Annotated in this window: 16 protein-coding genes; all 16 read right to left on the reverse strand. The window is 52.1% G+C overall.

What is annotated here, in order from left to right:
* Positions 1-20 precede the first annotated feature (20 nt).
* The 16 genes from NYE29_RS09755 to NYE29_RS09830 all read right to left on the reverse strand — a co-directional run bounded on the left by NYE29_RS09755 (position 21) and on the right by NYE29_RS09830 (position 17,134).
* Complete coding sequence (locus NYE29_RS09755) at positions 21-959, reverse strand: serine/threonine protein kinase (protein WP_038584413.1); 939 nt, start codon at positions 957-959, stop codon at positions 21-23.
* Positions 949-1,695 carry a hypothetical protein gene (locus NYE29_RS09760; RefSeq protein ID WP_038584410.1) on the reverse strand — a complete coding sequence of 249 codons (747 nt, stop codon included), beginning with the start codon at positions 1,693-1,695 and terminating at the stop codon, positions 949-951. Before NYE29_RS09760 ends, NYE29_RS09755 begins: the two co-directional genes overlap by 11 nt.
* A 414-nt stretch (positions 1,696-2,109) precedes the next feature.
* Entirely contained in the window at positions 2,110-4,617 is a 2,508-nt protein-coding gene (gene spoIIE, locus NYE29_RS09765; RefSeq protein WP_076113639.1) for a stage II sporulation protein E, read from the reverse strand.
* A gap of 140 nt (positions 4,618-4,757) precedes the next feature.
* Positions 4,758-4,901: a hypothetical protein gene (locus NYE29_RS09770; protein ID WP_340895681.1), complete on the reverse strand. Its 144-nt coding sequence runs from the start codon at positions 4,899-4,901 to the stop codon at positions 4,758-4,760.
* A gap of 57 nt (positions 4,902-4,958) precedes the next feature.
* Positions 4,959-5,465 (reverse strand): S1 domain-containing RNA-binding protein, encoded by a 507-nt coding sequence (locus tag NYE29_RS09775; RefSeq protein WP_340895684.1) that lies wholly within the window; start codon positions 5,463-5,465, stop codon positions 4,959-4,961.
* Between the two features lie 124 nt (positions 5,466-5,589).
* Positions 5,590-5,925: an FtsB family cell division protein gene (locus tag NYE29_RS09780; protein ID WP_076113637.1), complete on the reverse strand. Its 336-nt coding sequence runs from the start codon at positions 5,923-5,925 to the stop codon at positions 5,590-5,592.
* A 22-nt stretch (positions 5,926-5,947) separates the two neighbouring features.
* Positions 5,948-6,511, reverse strand: a complete 564-nt coding sequence (gene yabQ, locus NYE29_RS09785; RefSeq protein ID WP_076113636.1) for a spore cortex biosynthesis protein YabQ — start codon at positions 6,509-6,511, stop codon at positions 5,948-5,950.
* Entirely contained in the window at positions 6,508-6,792 is a 285-nt protein-coding gene (gene yabP, locus NYE29_RS09790; RefSeq protein ID WP_076113635.1) for a sporulation protein YabP, read from the reverse strand. Before yabP ends, yabQ begins: the two co-directional genes overlap by 4 nt.
* A gap of 203 nt (positions 6,793-6,995) precedes the next feature.
* Positions 6,996-7,274 (reverse strand): RNA-binding S4 domain-containing protein, encoded by a 279-nt coding sequence (locus NYE29_RS09795; RefSeq protein ID WP_038584395.1) that lies wholly within the window; start codon positions 7,272-7,274, stop codon positions 6,996-6,998.
* On the reverse strand, positions 7,274-7,546 hold the full coding sequence (locus NYE29_RS09800) for an HU family DNA-binding protein (protein WP_038584392.1): 273 nt from the start codon (positions 7,544-7,546) through the stop codon (positions 7,274-7,276). The genes NYE29_RS09795 and NYE29_RS09800 overlap by 1 nt, the downstream gene beginning before the upstream one ends.
* Before the next feature lie 303 nt (positions 7,547-7,849).
* Complete coding sequence (mazG, locus tag NYE29_RS09805) at positions 7,850-9,349, reverse strand: nucleoside triphosphate pyrophosphohydrolase (RefSeq protein ID WP_340895691.1); 1,500 nt, start codon at positions 9,347-9,349, stop codon at positions 7,850-7,852.
* A gap of 115 nt (positions 9,350-9,464) precedes the next feature.
* The gene (locus tag NYE29_RS09810; RefSeq protein WP_340895694.1) at positions 9,465-11,144 is read right to left on the reverse strand and encodes a putative polysaccharide biosynthesis protein; all 1,680 of its coding nucleotides are present in this window, start codon (positions 11,142-11,144) and stop codon (positions 9,465-9,467) included.
* Positions 11,145-11,366: 222 nt separating this feature from the next.
* Complete coding sequence (spoVT, locus tag NYE29_RS09815) at positions 11,367-11,909, reverse strand: stage V sporulation protein T (protein ID WP_038584386.1); 543 nt, start codon at positions 11,907-11,909, stop codon at positions 11,367-11,369.
* Positions 11,910-12,192: 283 nt separating this feature from the next.
* On the reverse strand, positions 12,193-13,260 hold the full coding sequence (locus tag NYE29_RS09820; RefSeq protein WP_340895695.1) for a peptidylprolyl isomerase: 1,068 nt from the start codon (positions 13,258-13,260) through the stop codon (positions 12,193-12,195).
* The gene (gene mfd, locus NYE29_RS09825) at positions 13,247-16,771 is read right to left on the reverse strand and encodes a transcription-repair coupling factor (protein WP_076113653.1); all 3,525 of its coding nucleotides are present in this window, start codon (positions 16,769-16,771) and stop codon (positions 13,247-13,249) included. Before mfd ends, NYE29_RS09820 begins: the two co-directional genes overlap by 14 nt.
* Before the next feature lie 132 nt (positions 16,772-16,903).
* Positions 16,904-17,134 carry an anti-sigma-F factor Fin family protein gene (locus tag NYE29_RS09830; RefSeq protein ID WP_038584380.1) on the reverse strand — a complete coding sequence of 77 codons (231 nt, stop codon included), beginning with the start codon at positions 17,132-17,134 and terminating at the stop codon, positions 16,904-16,906.
* Positions 17,135-17,217: the final 83 nt, after the last annotated feature.

Consider the following 17,217-nt stretch of genomic DNA (forward strand, 5'->3'; position numbering starts at 1 on the left):
ATTCCGGTATATGTATGAGATCAAAAACGCAATACCCAATAAATCGTAAAAGCCAGCACAAATAACGATAACCCAAACGCACTTTTTAGCCAGCGCGGGGTCGCCATGGCATCCTTCGGCTGTTTGCGCGTTCCGTATATATGAATCTTCCAGATCTCAGCAGCCTGCGCGGAACCGGGAAATCCGCCTTTTAGTGCAAGACACAGCCAAGAGGAGAGCTTCCTGTCGGGCAAACTTTTGGCCAGCTTAATCAGTTCATCGACGCTTCTTGTCTGCGGGAGCTGCTGGGCAGCGGCTTTCAGCCCGTCTTCATTAAGTAAACGAAGGCAGAGAACGGCAAAAGCAAACAGATCATAATTCTCGTCGCCGGTACGGCTGCCTGCATTCCAGAATCCGCGGTCATGCCATTCGGTAAATTGCTTCACACTGCGTCCCATGGGACTTGCGCCGCCATAGTCGATCAGTTCGGCTTCGCCGTAATCGGATACCATTACATTCTCGGGCTTGAGATCACCAAACACAAAACCGCATTCATGCAGCGTCTGCAGCTTCTCTAACAGCTTCAGTCCCACCAGACCCAGCCAGGAGATCCCGTTTTTGGCCAAAAAATGGTGCAGCTGTTTACCTTCAACGTAGCGCATCACATAAAAAGGGGTATGCTCTCCATCTTTGAAATCATCGGACTCCAGCAGGTAGGAGGACAGCGCGGATTCGCGGCGGGCGCGAAACTCACTTCGCTTCCGGCAGGATTGCAGCGAGGTCAGTACGTTGATTTCCGACTGCAGCTCAAGCGTATCGTTTCCGATCTTGAGCGCATACCGCTCCCGTCTGCCTTCTCTTTGCACGAGATATACGGTTCCATTGGCCCCTCTTCCCAGCATCCGTTCAATGACATAACGGTTTCCCCGCCATTTGCCGCTAATAACGGTGCCGACAGGGTAGGGCGGATTAGACGACATACCCACCAATCATCCCTTCTCTTTCATCGTGATCCCTGCCCGGAAGGCGGTCACGGTGTTCATCCAGTGTATCACAACGGTAATGTTCGAGCACCTTGAAAATAGCCGGTCCTGTAGGCGTGGCTCCCCTCATTTTCAGCTTGGAGAACAGCGAGCGGACCTCCGACACATTGCTCGTCCAGTCCATATCCAGCATGGCCTCCTCACTGCTCGAGCGCCCGGGAAAATGGAACACGGAAATCTCACTGCTTCCTTCTCGCGCTTCCAGGCTGAGGGCCAAATCACGGATGGCATCCTCTACGGCACCCAGTTTAGGCTTCATACTTGCGCTTGCGTCAATCAGCAGTGCGATGCGCAGCGGCGAGGTTTCTGTCAGCTCATCTACGACGGTAACGACCTGCGAACGTTTCAATGGCGGTAGCTCTTCCAGCGAGCCTTCGCCGAGTATTTTTTTTACCTCTTTATTAACCGCCTGCTGAATGGTCTGAACCACAGTTTTGCGGGTCATCATCTGGATGGTCTGCGCCAGCTGCGGCGTTCCGACAATCCGGCTCAGTCCGCCCCCTGCTTTGGCAATATCAGAAATCTCCCGGCTTCCCAGCTCGCCAATGGTTCCGTAATCGACCACGCCAACTACGTTAACGGTGATTCCCTCCTGCCGGGCATGCGCCGCAGCCATCACCGGACTCTCCCCCACATTGGAACATCCGTCCGTAATGAGCAGAATTTGCTTCATGACCGTTCACTCCCCTTTGCCTTGTTATCTGTTTCTAGCATATCCAAGGTTGAGAGATTTCAAACGCCGCTTAGCGGAGATATTCAGATAAAAACAATAGTGAACTCGGGGAACTGCGAGGAACTTTTGGGCTTCCGATCGCTGTTGTCCCCGGATTTATTGAATTGGCCACATGGTGCAAATCCGGGGACAAAGGCGAACGCTGACGCTTCTCCAGCTCCAAAATTCCTCTCCGTCCCATAGATTCACGTTATGTTTGAAACCTGAAAAAGAACGCCGCCGAGCCAGCGGCTTTTGAAACGGGGCGGCGCAAAGGGCGGCGGGGTAGATGAGGCCCCGCCGAATTAGGATACTCCATTGCTTCCATATATAGCTCACGAAAGAATAACGTGAGTTAGATGATAGATTACCTTACTAGCTGACCGTCCGCGGCCGCTCCATCCGGCCGATACCTGGCATATGCAGGCTGGACCACTCCGGATGATAATGATCAACCCGGCTGATGACAATGGTCATGTCATCATGGATTTCATTGCCTTGATAACGGATAACCTTTTCCAGCAGACTGTCGGCCATATCCTGAGGATCATCTCCCTCCAGCTCCTGGATTAACCGCTTCATCCATATTTCTTTATTAACGGCATATCCGGGCGCATCATAAATACCATCGGTCATCATAATGAGAATATCGCCCGGACGCAGCTGCATGCTGATCAGATCCACCTCAATGTCTTTTATGATTCCGATCGGAAGATTACTCGAAGTAATCGGGATGACTTCGCTGCCCCGGCGGATAAAGGAGGGCGCAGACGCGATTTTCATAAAAGTGGTGTGCGCCGAATACTGGTCGATCAGTGCCATATCTACCGTCGCATAAAACTCATCCGGAGAACGCAGCAGCAGAATGGAATTGACGGACTTTACCGCCAGCTTCTCGTCCATGCCGGACTGCAGCAGCTTCTCCAGCATGGACAACGCGGCACTGCTCTCCATTCGGGCCCGCTCTCCGTTACCCATCCCGTCGCTGATGGACACAGCAAATGTGCCATTTCCAAGCTCTACGGTACTGAAGCTATCACCGGAGAACATATCGCCTCCTTTGGCCGCCCCTGCCACCCCGGTATTCACCTCATAAGCTTTGGCAGATCCAAAGGTGACCATCGACAGTCCCTCGCGGGGATGCACCGCGGTTTCACTTACAACTGCAATATTCTCCTCCAGAATATCGGATAACAGCGGCGCAACCATCTTGCGGCACTCATCAAAGCCGCGGGTATAAGCATGAACCACTTCTATTTCCACCCGGCCGGGATCGAGGCTTAAAATCTCAATCGAATGAATGGACAACCCCAGTTTTTCCAGCGCCTCACGGATCTGGGCCTCCTGCCGGTACATTGCCTGGCCTTCACGTTTGATCTCCTTCGCCAGGTCCTCCATCACCTGTGAGACGCCCGAAAGCTGCTCGGCAACAAATTGGCGGCTGTCGTATATTTGTCTTTTCCAGCGCATATCATGCTGGTATAGCTCATATTGGCCCTTCATTACTTCCAGTACCTCCCCTGTCTTGCCGCAGATCCGGCTCCACTCGGGCGGTAGCTGGGCTGCGGTGACATCCGGGCATTCTTCTACGGTCGTCATCATATCTGTCATATACCTGTACGTCTGATAAAACTTCGTGTCCCAGCAGTGCGAACGCCGGATACAGCCGGCGCAGGCGCCCTCAGTTACAGTACTCATGAAGTCTTCCATTTCACGTTCACTTTTACCGGCTTCTCCAGCCCGGGGAATCTGCCCAAAGCTGCTCGACAGCTGCTGGAACACCTGCGAGAACTGGGTTACCCGGTCTGCTGTAATATCTCTCACTCTTCGGGCATATTCATGCTGTGACCGGCTGTGATCCGGTGTGCCCGGCACATATTTGGCGATGGCAGAAATAATCCCCTTTGGTGTTAGAAGAAACAACAGCACTGCAGCGCAAGTCTCCCAAGTTGAGGTCATCACATCACCCGGGCCCAGAAAGTAGACTGAAAGTATAGTCGAGCCCAGCAGCATTCCGATCGAGACTGCCCCTTTGCGCCCGGACTGCATCATCCCGGCCAGCATTCCGGAGAAAGCCAGGAGACTCATCTGATAAATGGCTCCGATATCAGCTAGGCTGAGGATCAGCCCAGTGACTACCCCGACGGCAGCACCGAGCGGAGCTCCCCCGGCGAGAGCAAACAACAGAATAAGAAAGCGTGACAGAATATGTTCCAGCGACAAGCCGTTTATGGTCCAGCCCACAAGGCCGGTCATGACGGAAGCCAGCAGAATAATCAAGCACAGAACTTCTTCATTCCGCAGCGCCCGGCTCCTTTGCTTGTAAGTAAACAAAGGAAGCGCCTGCAAAAATACCAGTGTAAGCACAAAACCAAGCAGCGCATCGAGTGTCGCCATCATCAGCGGGTACCAGGTAAGGGAGGGACCCATGATAATCCGGAACAGTCCGACCATAAATGAGGATACAAATACCATCAGCGGCGCGTAGGATAGATCAATCCGCTGGAAGCTCTCAAAACCTTTGTACAGCAGGTAAAAGATAATTAGCTCTGCGGCAATCACTATAGCTCCGGGGAACGGGGTGAACAGACTGCCGAGGATCGTGGCTGCAGCCACCGGAAGTATGGAGTCTTTACGCATAAACACAATGACAGCAAAGTAAGCTACAGCAAAGGGTGACAGCTCGTCCAAAATCATTGCCCGGCCCAGCATAAAGCCCATTAAGCTCAACAACAGCATCCATTTCTTCACTGTTAAAAACTGAAGCAGCGGTTGATTCATTCCCCAGCTCTTTACACGCATGCCCCAGGCTTCCTTCTGCTCCTTGTCTTTGCTTCCCGCTTTTGTCCACTCCGGCAAATTGACCACATTGCTTTTATTCATTCCTCTGCACCACCCGTTTAAGAATTTATGGTTCTCATTATATAGCGGGGGTCTTAAGAAAGTTTGTCAGAAACAGAGAGCGAACTGTAAAAAATTTCCGACAAAAAAGCCTGTCCCGACAAAGCACCCGCGAAGCCTCTCTATCCCATGCGGGGCATTGGATTGATAGACTCGATCAGCGGATTGCCGCAAGACTGTGCAGAGGCCAGCAGCAGATTTTCGTCAGCGATTGCTCTGGTGTTATGTGAGAATGAGATAGATGCTGTCGGCAATTTGCCGGGCACCGACAAAAAAACCGCAAGGGCGAAAGCCCCTGCGGTTATTTATGATGTGCAAGTAGATTATACGCGTTTGGCTCCACGGCCTCCGCGCTTTCCTTCTGTGTTCTTCTTGATCGAAGATATCCGTTCTTCGCTGTCTTTCAGGAAGCGTGACATTTTATCCTCGAATGAAGGTTTACCGGCTGCAGGCTTGAATGGACGCCCTCCCCGTTCACGATTGAAACCACCACCGCCGCCGCCTCCACCACTGCCGCCACCGCCGCCGAAACGGTCTCCACCGCTTGGACGTTCTGGTCTTGGAGCTCTAGGGGGACGTACTTCCGATGCCGGCTTATCTACAGCCTGCTTGATGGAAAGCCCGATCTTGCCGTCCTTGTCAACGTTGATCACCTTGACAGTTACTACATCACCAATCTTTAAATGATCGTTAACATCCTTGACGTAGTTATCGGCGATTTCCGAAATGTGAACGAGACCTGTGACACCTCCTGACAGATCCACAAATGCTCCGAAATGCGTGATGCCTGTCACCTTGCCTTCTAACTTGGTGCCCACTTCAATTGCCATAGAATAAAATGATCCTCCCTTAAAAATATACAGACGAATATAAAGTCCATCCAGTCTGCGGTGATTTGATTATACAGTAAAGAGCAAAGCAAGGCAACACAGCGAAAGCCTCTTTTGGCCTGCTTTATTGCCCTGATTGCTCGGGACGAATAGGCTGTTCCCCTAACGGATACATATTGTACCATTTACGCGCCAATTGGCCGATATACTCGTCATCGTTAAGTCGCGACACTTCGTATTTCAGTTGATTGAGAGAAGCCGTAACTCCCTCGCTGCTCGCCTGCTTCTTAGCCAGTTGTTCACTCTTGTCCGCAATTGCCGCACTCTGGGCAAAGAAAATATAACCGGCCCAGCCAAAAAACACTGTAACCATGACCGCCCATATGAATCTTCTTCTCTTCGCGCCTGCAGCCAAACCTTTGTTATTGCTACTCTTCTCTTCTGCAGAAAATCTGTTCATGCAGCCTACCCCCAGTTCAATCTCAGCGTTTCCACCATGCGGTCAACCACTCAGACAATCTCACCATCCAGGCACTGTGATAGAGCCGGGACAAAGGCGGAGAGATCCATCTTACTGGAAGTACCCAAATTGGCTTCGTTAGACGCAGCAGCAGCTTCAGGATAAATAACAGGATCCGGCCCAAGAGCAGCAGCGTCCCCCTCAGGAGGCGCCAAAGCCAGCGAAGCGGCATGCCTATTATAATTTCTACAGCTCTCCATAGCAGCCTGCACGTATACTGAATCGACTGAATTAACATTACCACAAAATGCCGCACCGTAACACTGAAGAGTAAAAAATAAATCCATACGCCTAGAAAGAGGCCCAGAAAGACATAAAACCTCAATTGTCCCTGATTTCCGGCATAAAGCATCCGGAAGACGAGGAGTGCCGCCCACAGCCAATACAGCAGATCCAGCAGCGCATTCAGCCATTTGGGAAAGCTTAATTTCAGCGACAGCACCCGGTAGCTGTCATAGGCCAGTCCCATGGCTGTGCCGGCCAGCATCATGTAAAGCAGGGTGATCCACTGAATCGCGGGATTCATTTAAACAGTTTGCCGAGGATGCCTTTGTTTTTACTCTGCGCTCCGGGATCAAGGTAAATCAGGGAATGGACGTTGCCCTCCAGAGACAAAAGCCCATTCTCCAGACTTAGATTCTTGATATGTAAATGATTTCCGCGAATGGTGAGATGGCCAAGTTCCGTGCGGAGCAGAAACTCCTCGCTGTCGAAGCTCTCCACATTCTGCACGCCTGTTAGCTCCAATTGCTTGCGACTGCGCATGTGCAGATCGTGCTGTTTATTGACTTTGACTGGCTCGATCATAGCATGTACCCCTCCTTCTTGTTTCTAATCTATGGTGGGAGGAGAGGTTATAGAACAGAGGCTTTTAGAATTTCAAATGACCGATAGAGCTCATGCACGAAGCCAACGGAGTTCTATTTTATTAAAAACTAAGAGGGTGTTCCAGCCATTTCTGGCTTCAGGAACACCCTCTTGTTTGTGATCTGCTTATCCTTACAGCGCTTTTACCAGTCGAGACCGCTGCTTTTGGCAACAGGCTCTTCACGGAGCAGCGTATACATGCCGGCGGCCTCGTCCTTGCGGGTCGTTTCCACCAGTTTCTCCACTTTGACCGTTACTAGCTTTTGACCGAATTGCACTGTAATCTCGTCGCCGATCTTTACCGTACTGCTCGGTTTCGATTCCTTCCCGTTAATCAGCACCCGGCCCTGTTCGGACACATCTTTGGCCACAGTGCGGCGCTTAATCAAACGGGATACCTTCAGGAATTTGTCCAGGCGCATTAGTTGACGGCTTCTTTAAGCTTGTTGCCAGCCTTGAAGGCCGGTACAGTGGATTCAGGAATTTCAATAGGTGTGCCCGATTGCGGGTTGCGGCCGGTGCGGCCGGAACGTTTGCGGGTTTCGAAAGTACCGAAGCCGATCAATTGGACCTTATCGCCTTTGGACAGAGCATCTGTAATTTCGCCCAGCACGCCGTTCAATACGGTTTCTACATCTTTCTTTGCCAATCCGCTTTTTTCGGAAATGTTGTTTACCAAATCTGTCTTGTTCATAATTTGAAGTTCCTCCTAGGATACAAAAAAATAAATGAAACGCGATAAGCTGCTAAGATATGCCGCGAATCGTCATTTCGTCTTTAAGATATTCTGGATGCCGCCCGAAATTCCTGCCGCAAACACTCGATTTTAAAAAAATTAAGAGAGCAGTCCAGGCTCAGGCACTATTACATTATAAACCTCTCACCGCATTCCAAACCAGAGAGTTAAGCCCCATTCACATCATTGCCTGTTCTTACGGCCCCTATACTGCAAAAGGCGGAGAAAGCATCCTCTAATATATTAGAGGATGGTCAGAATCTATTGTTTTCGCTCCTTGACCTTAGCCTCCTGCCACAACGCTTCCATCTCTGCTAGACTGCTGTCCAATAGACGGGTATTTCGGCTTAGCAGCTGCTGCTCAATATATTGGAATCTAGACACAAACTTGCGGTTGGTGCGGGTCAACGCCTCTTCCGGATCCGCTCCGATGAAGCGTGCGGCATTGGTCGCGGCGAACAGCAGATCCCCCAGCTCCAGCATTTGCTCCTCCGCCGGTGCGCCGGATTCGATAGCCTCCTGAAGCTCATCAATCTCTTCGCGGATTTTAGCCAGCACATCGCCAACGTTGTCCCAATCGAATCCTACTTTGGAGGCCTTTTTCTGCAGTTTGTAGGCCTTCATCAGCGCAGGCAAATCACGGGGAACACCGCTCAGCGCGGATTCTGCTTCCGGTGTTACGCCTTTAAGCCGTTTTTCCTCGGCCTTCATGCCCTCCCAGTTCTGGAGCGCTTCCTCGGCATCTGCAGCATTCTTGTCGCCGAAGACATGCGGATGGCGGAAGATCAGCTTGTCATTCAATCCTTCAATGACATCATAGACATTAAAGGTGCCCTGCTCCTCCTCCATCTGGGAATGAAGCATGATCTGCAGCAGCAGGTCGCCCAGCTCTTCCTTCATATGGTCCGGATCATCCTCATCGATCGTTTCCAGAACCTCATAGGTTTCCTCAATCAGATTTTTGCGCAGTGATTCATGCGTCTGCTCCCGGTCCCATGGGCACCCTTCCGGACTGCGCAACGTATCGACTATTTCATGCAAGCGGGCAAATGTGCGTTTTCGTGCACTTTCCGCGCGGTTTGCCGGAACATAAATCAGCGAGAGATTGCCGTACCCTTCCAGACGGTCCAGCTCATACAGCGGTACCCGGAGAATACGTTCTTCCTTATCCACTCCAAGAGCATGCCCTACGATTACCTCATACTCCGGCGGATAACAATCCATCAGACAGAGCTTGGTTTCGGAAGCCGTGAAGCTGTCGTAGACCTGGCCGATCAGCGTATGCAGTTCCGGCTGAAGCTGGGAACTGCGGATACCGGAAGCATCCAGAAGCTGAAACCCTTCAATCGGGTCGAAGCCAAGCCGTACAAATGCCTCATCGAGAAAGCTCTCCCCGCCGAGAATGTGCAGTTCTACTCCCGTGCCCGGGCAGCGCTCCCGCAGCAGGGATACCGCCGATTCTGCAACCATGGGATGCCCCGGGACAGCATAGACAATTTCCGTACCCTGCGGTGCGGAACGCGCTTCCTCGATTAATTTCGCCGTAATGGCTTCATACACTTCAGGAAACGAGGACAGCGATTCATACAGCCCGTCAAAGGACTGGGAAGCTATTTCAAGCTCTGTTAAAGCCGCCATCACCGGATGCTCTGCGGTCCGGACATAAACGGCGGATGCGGATTGCAGCTTCTTGATAATGCCCAGGGTCAGCCGGTCGGGATTGCCGGAACCGAGGCCAACCACGGTTAATGTTGCGCTCATACCTGTCTCCACTCCTTCTGCACTGCCTTGCCGCTGTGGCTAAAGCAGCTTTGTATGTACTGCAATATAGTAATCTCATGCTTAAGAGATAACGGTTGGAACACCTAGCTGCGCCTTAAGGGAACAGGCGCAGCTTCTTCAGCTTGTCCGCAAGCCGCGGGCCAAAGCCCGGAAGCTGGCGCAGCTCGCTTTCGCTGAGCAGCCGCAGGGCAACAGCGCCGGCGGCGAAGACGGCGCAGCCTGCCAGCACGCCGAGCAGGCTCTGCGCCAGGGCTGCGGTTCGTCCGCCGCCGAAGCCGGCGGCTGCGGCCGCACTGCCAACGCCGAGGCTTACGGCTGCGGCGGCCAGGCCAAGGCCCGCGAGCAGCAGCGCGGGCTTCACCAGGGCATCTGCGAAGCGCAGCCGCAGATGGCCCATACGGTGCAGCAGCAGCACATTTAGCGCTGCTGCGAAAAGATGCGCGGCCACGCTGGCGATGGCTGCGCCGGTAATGCCCTGCTGCGGAATCAGCAGCAGGTTAAGGGCCGCCTTGAGCACCGCGGCGGCCAAGAGATGTATCGCCGGCGCGCGCACGGCGCCCAGGCCCTGCAGCAGCGCGGCGGAGATGATGCTGACCGTACCGCCAGCGGCGGTTAAGGCCAGCCAGGTCATCGTGCCGCTGCCGGCAGCATCACCGTACAGAGCCACATTGATTGGCTCTGCAAGGACGGCCAGGCCAACCGAAGCGGCCAGGCCCAGCAGCCAGAACCAGCGCAGCGACAGGCTGCAGCGGGTCTGGATCAGCCCAAAATCTCCGCGGTGCTTGGCCTCCGCGAGTGCCGGGATGAAGACCACTGATAACGAAGTGGCCAGCATCGTTACCATCTGAACAAGCGGCAGGCCGCGATTGTAGATGCCGAACTGCGCCATCGCCGCCGCTTCGCTGACAGTTGACGACAGCAAACGGGGGACGGTAAATACATCGACCAGCCCGATAAGCGGTATAGCCAGCGTTCCGAGCATGACTGGAATGCCATAGCCCAGCAGCTTGCGGGCCTTGGCTCCTGTCTGCTCCCGGACAGTGTCCGCAGCAGAACTCCGGGTCCAGGCGGTTTCGGAGGCAGCTGATATCGCCAGCTCAGCCGACTGCTGCGCTACGCTCACACGGCGGCGGTAATTCTGCCAATACAGCAGCATGACAATCAGACCGGCCGCTCCGCCGCCAGCCGATCCAATCAGCGCACCCGCCGCGATGGTGGCCGCGTCTGCTCCCTTCCCGGTCAGATACAGCAGCAGTGCGATCATGACAGCTACCCGCACCGACTGCTCGACAACCTGCGACACCGCGGTAGGGACCATATTATGCAGTCCCTGAAAATAACCGCGCAATGCGGCCATAAGCGGAACAACAGCAAGCCCTAATGCGCTGCAGCGCAGCGCGGGAATCACATGGGAGTTGCCGACCCACCCGGCGATAACCGGAGCCCCAAGATAGGCAAGGGCCCCAATCACAAGGCCGCTGATGACTGTAATGGCCGCTGACAGCAGCAGAACCCTCCGGCCTTCGCTTTCATCTCTGTCGGCCGAGGACTCAGCCACGAATCTGGCGATTGCAGACGGCAGACCCAGCATCGCTATCGTTATAAGCATCGTGTACAGGGGATTAACCGTGTTGTATATGCCAAACACGGCGTCTCCACCCAGATTTTGCAGCGGAATTTTCTGCAGCGTACCAATCAGTTTGGAGAGAATGGCTGCTGCGCTGAGAATAAATGCGCCTTGCAGTAATTTAGAGCCTTGTGTACCAGATTTCATAAAAGTACCTGCTTCTACAGCGATAACTGCCATAATGGGATGAATTTCTATATTATAACGCATGGAGGCGCGTAAGTAGAAACGGTTTTGCTTGCATTTACACGTACGGCTGCATTTTTCTGCAATCCGCATCTTCTTATCTTTTCCAAAATGGAACGCTAAAACCCCGCCCTCCCTTTGTATCATACCAAAAGGAAAGCGGGGTCCATAGTATCAAAGCTGTTACTGCTCCATCTGCTTGCCCAGAAAAGCGGCTGCCGTTTCGGCCATTTTGATTTCCATTTGCGCCATTTTTACCGAATCATCCTTGTTCAGAAGCACTACACAACCGATGGGGTCCCCGCCGGAGATGATGGGAGCGGCTACATAGCTCGATATTAATTCTGCATGATCTTTACCGATGTCATAGCTGCCTGCATTCGTTTCGAGCACGGTCTTGCGGCTGTCCATTACCTTCTCCAGGAGCACACCCACCTGTTTCTCGAGATAATCCTTTTTGGAACCTCCGGCAAGGGCGATAAAAGTGTCCCTGTCAGTAATCATTGTAATATGCCCTGTGCCTTCATAAAGCGACTCTGCATATTCCTTGGCGAAATCACCCAGCTCACCAATCGGGGAATACTTCTTCAGTATGACTTCACCGTCGCGATCGACGAAAATTTCCAACGGATCCCCTTCACGAATACGTAGTGTGCGTCTGATCTCTTTAGGGATAACAACTCGACCGAGGTCATCAATACGGCGTACAATTCCAGTAGCTTTCATTTCACATGTTGCCCCGCTTTCTTAAGAAGTATGGTCCAACTACTGTCCATTATGGGAATGGATAATCCCAGTGATTTATCGTAATATCTGACCATAGTATTCATCTCTTCCCAGTTCCTTATACATCCTCTGGAAGGTATAACATTAAATATCCTTAATCCGCAGACTTCCAGCGCACCCCTCCCCGTTATGCGCTATTTTTAACATAATTATACATTATAATTTACAAAATAAAGCCATCCCGCGCTTTGAAGCGTCAGGATGGCTTGTCCGTGCAAATGGTTTATTTGGCTTCTTTTGTAGCCGCTGGTGAGGCACTTGGAGCTTCTGTAGCTTTAGTTCCGCTGTTTGTTTCGGACTCAGCGGCAGCAGCGGAGCTTTTCGGCAGATTGATTTTAATTTCCAGGTCTTTCAGATTATTTTCGAGGTAGGACTCCAGGCTTTGCGAAGCCAGCGAGCTTTTGATTGCTTCCTTCTGTTCATCGGTCAGCTTCTCAAAGGTTGCTTCTGTGCGGCTCTCCACCTTAATGATGTAATAACCCACTTTTGTTAGCACTGGATCACTGATTGTATTCAACGGCAGTGTCTGGGCTGCTGCCTTGAACTCCTCCAAATAATTGCCCAGCAATACTTCTTTCAGCTGGCCGCCAGCTTCCTTGGACGCGGTATCGTCGGTATATTGCTTGGCGATTTCCGCAAAGTCCGCTCCACCGTCAAGCTTAGCCTTTACCTCCTTAGCCAGCTTAAGTGCGTCTTCCTCGGTACGCTCCTTTTTGTTGGCGTCAGTCAGTCCGATCAACACCTGACGCAGAGTAGCTACAGTGAAATCGCCTTTGATTAGTTCAAATTCCTTCTTTACTTGGTCATCGGTTACTTTGAGCAGCATATCCTGATAAACCGTAAGCACACGCACCATATAAGTCCGCACATCGTCTTCCTTTAGACTCTGCTCCTTCAGTAAGCTATCATAGGTGTCACCCAAACGGCTCTTAAGATCAGCTAATTGCACATCGGCTTCCTTCTCGGCCTGCTTCTTAGCCTCATCTGTTGCCTTGCCGGCCAGATGCTCAAAGGCCACTTCCTGGTTCAGAATGGATTCCTTGAAGGTATCAATCTCCAGGTACTGGGCCTGCTGCGGGGAGAGGAATTTCATGACACGGGTGTCTAAATCGAATTCCTTCTCAGTAATGGTTCCCCCTTTGTAGGTAGCGTACGCTGTGCTGCTATCATCAGCTGCATTATTATTTTTATTATTGTTGTTGCTGCTGCAAGCAGAAAGCATAGAGAAGGAAAGAGCCGCTGCCAGTGAGACCAGCAGCACTTTCCAGGATTTTTTTTTATTTAACGACATCATGTAGTTCTCCCTTCAATTTTAGAGACTGTTTAGCCGCAGCCAGAAACTGCTCCAACAGATCAAGCAGCGCCTTATCATCAAGATCCTTCGACTTGATGCGGATACTGGCTTTAGCATCCCTATCAAATTGTACACGTCTTTCGAAGCTATTTCCAACTTTGGCAAGCTTGGCCGTATCAAAGGCCCCGGTGCTGCCTTCATGGAAGTTCAACGAAACATCGTCGCCACGACGGATCATCGATTCCAATCCATAGAGCTTTCCATATACCTTGAGCCGGGCTACGGACAGCAGATTGACTACGGCCTCCGGCAATTCTCCGAAGCGGTCAAGCAGCTCATCCTCCAGTTCCACAGCGTCCTCAAAAGTGGAAACCGCCGCAACCTTCTTGTAAATCTCGATCTTCTGGATGCTGTCGTAAATATACTCAGATGGAAGATACGCGTCAATTGACAAATCAATGACCGTATTGCCCTGCTTCAGCGAAGTATCCTCTTCTCCCAGTACAGTAACCTTACGCTTGCGGATTTCTTCCGCCAGCATTTGCGAATACAGATCGAAACCAACGGAAGCGATAAACCCGTGCTGCTCCGCACCAAGCAGATTGCCCGCTCCGCGAATGGAAAGGTCGCGCATGGCAATTTTGAAGCCGGAGCCAAGCTCCGTAAATTCCTTGATAGACTGCAGCCGCTTCTCCGCGACCTCAGTCAGCACCTTGTCCCGCTGGTACGTGAAATAGGCATAGGCAATCCGGTTGGAACGTCCTACACGTCCACGCAGCTGATAGAGCTGCGATAGCCCCATTTTGTCGGCATCATGGACAATAAGCGTATTGACGTTCGGAATATCTACCCCAGTTTCAATGATACTTGTACTCACCAGCACATCGTATTCTCCGTCAAGGAAATCGAGTATGGTCTTCTCCAGCTCCGACTCCGACATTTGGCCGTGGCCAATGCCGACCCTTGCTTCCGGAACGAGCATGGAGATTTGTGCGGCCATTTCCTGAATGCCCTGAACGCGGTTGTAGAGATAATAGACCTGTCCTCCACGGGCCAGCTCACGTTCCACCGCTTCCCGGGTAAGCGTCTGACTATGTTCAACCACATACGTCTGTACGGGAAAGCGGTTCTCCGGTGGTGTCTCAATGACTGACAAATCCCGCACGCCAAGCATCGACATATGCAAGGTCCGTGGAATAGGTGTTGCAGTCAAGGTGAGCACATCGACATTGGTCTTGAGCTTCTTGAGTTTTTCTTTATGGGTTACACCAAAGCGCTGCTCTTCATCAACAATTAAAAGACCGAGATCCTTAAAGACCATATCCTGCGACAACAGCCTGTGTGTGCCGATTACTACGTCTATTGTTCCCTGCCGGACACCCTTAATGGTCTCATTCTGCTCTTTGCGGCTGCGGAAGCGGCTCAGCACCTGAATGTTCAGCGGATAATTGGCAAACCGCTCACGGAAGGTTTCATAATGCTGCTGCGCGAGGATTGTGGTCGGCACCAGCACGGCAACCTGCTTGCCTTCAATCGCTGATTTGAAAGCTGCCCGGATCGCCACTTCCGTCTTGCCATAGCCTACGTCTCCGCATAGCAGCCGGTCCATCGGACGGTTCTGCTCCATATCCTTCTTGATCTCCTCGATAGCGCGCAGCTGATCGCGGGTTTCGTCATACGGGAACATTTCCTCGAATTCACGCTGCTCCTGCGTATCCTTCTCAAAACCATAACCCAGAGCACTTTGGCGCTCAGCGTACAGCTTAATCAGATCATCTGCGATATCCTGAACAGAAGAACGCACTTTATTGGTGACTCGCGTCCACTCGTTTCCGCCAAGCTTGTATACCTTCGGTTCTTTATCTTCCGATCCGACATATTTCTGAATCAGGTCTATCTGGTCAATCGGTACGGACAGCTTATCGCCACCGGCATATAGAATATGCATATAATCCCGGTGAATTCCGCTGACCTCAAGCGTGCCAATCCCCATATATTTGCCGATACCGTGATTCTGGTGTACCACGTAATCGCCGATTTTGAGCTCGGTATAGCTCTTGATCCGTTCTGCATTGTCAATTCCTTTGGAAACCTTTCGCGCCTTGCGCTGCTTCTGGGAGAACATCTCTCCTTCTGTGATCACAGCAAGATGAATGGAAGGCAGCTCAAAACCGGAGCCCAGATTCCCGTGGACAATAGTAGGCTCTTCGATGCCATAATCGTACAGCACCCGGCGGACCCGCTCCATCCGCTCCTCGCTGCTCGCCAGCATCACAACCTGCACACCCGACTTATGCCAGCGCTCCATCTCCGATTTCAGCACATTCATCTGGCCGTGGAAATCCTGCATGCCGCGGCTGATAAATCCAAGGATGTTCTGCGGCTGGATATGTGGAACCTGGCGCAGAAAAATCGACATGAACAGGCTCTGGAATGGGCGGCGGTACATGATAGCTTCATTGTCTACGGAAAGATGAAGATCAGGCAGGTTTTTGCCGTTCTGCAGCAAATGCAGGTTCCATTCCGACTCGTCCCGCTCCAGCTGTTTCGCCGTTTCCAGCAGTCTGGCCGGCTCATCCATAATAAGGAGGGTGTCCTGTGCCATATAATCATATAAATGGCAGCGTTCAGGATATAAGAGACTGATATATTTATAGACTTCAGGGAAATAGGTTCCCTGCCGCAACATCTCCAGCTCCCGGCCCATTTCCTCACGTAAACGCAGCTTTGCCTGCCGGTCGGTCATTTTCTCCAGCTGGCGTTCCAGCATCGCTGCCGCTTCAGAGGCTGCCGAATCCTGGCGGGACTGGTCTGCGATGATCTCCTTAGCCGGTGTGATCTTCACACTGCGCACCTTGTCGATGGATCGCTGGTCTGCAGGATCAAAGGTTCGAATCGAATCGATCTCATCATCAAACAGCTCTACCCGGTAAGCCAGCGATGAGGTCATTGGATAGAAATCGACAATACCTCCCCGCACACTAAGCTCACCACGGTTCTCTACCCGTTCAACCCGTTCATAACCCATCATAATCATAGACATCAGAAAATCATCCAGAGAGAGGGTTCCATCCTGTGAAACGGTTAATTGTGCCTCTGCCATCACATGCGGCGACGGAAGCAGACGCCGGACGCCAGAATAAGGCACAACCACAACGCCACGGAAGCCCTGGGCACATTTGGTCAGGACATCTATCCGCTGAGCAAGCGTCTCAGGGCTGGAGACAGCCGCTTCAGCGGCAACCAGCTCATTGGCAGGGTAAAGCAGCACGCGATCCGGAGAAAGCGCTTCCTGCAAATCCTCAGCCATCTTCTGGGCCGAGAACATATTATGGGTGACTATAAGCAGCGGCCGTTCGGTTTCTTCATGCAGCGCCGCCAGCATAATTTGTCTGGCCGAACCGGACAAACCTGATATTAGCTGCTCCTTCATCCCTGCGGCAACACCGCGGGTGACGGACTGAAAATCAGGATCTTTGGAAAAAGCTTCTATAAGACCTTGTAACAACAAAGGACACCTCTCTTACTGAACAGGCTGACGGCAGCCTAAGCTGCCGCACCTATTATGATTAGAATCGAAAACAAGCCTCAGCGATAAGGCCAAGGCTTGCGGATGACGATAGAGACAGGCGCTTCCACCTTACTGAAGCGGACTGGCCAGCAGGCTGAGCTCAGGGTTGTTCTCCAAGGCCTGCTTGCAGTAATCGCAAGTAACCTTTACCGTGATCTCACCTTCTGAATCATACGCTATGATATCTCTGCGCTCCGCAGGGGTCAAAGAATGCAGACCAAGCTGCGCTTCTGTGATATTACTTCTATTGATGCTTCCCAGAAATGTCCGGCAGTGCCTGCATACGTAGTGTATTGCCATCTATATGCCTCCTGAAGGTAGTATATACCCTTCAGTATGCCCCGCTCCCGTCGTATTTAGCCTTAAGATGCGGGCGGGAGCGG

Origin of the sequence: Paenibacillus sp. FSL M7-1046 (genome assembly GCF_038007405.1) — a bacterium.
In the GTDB taxonomy this organism is placed as follows: Bacteria; Bacillota; Bacilli; order Paenibacillales; family Paenibacillaceae; genus Paenibacillus_AQ.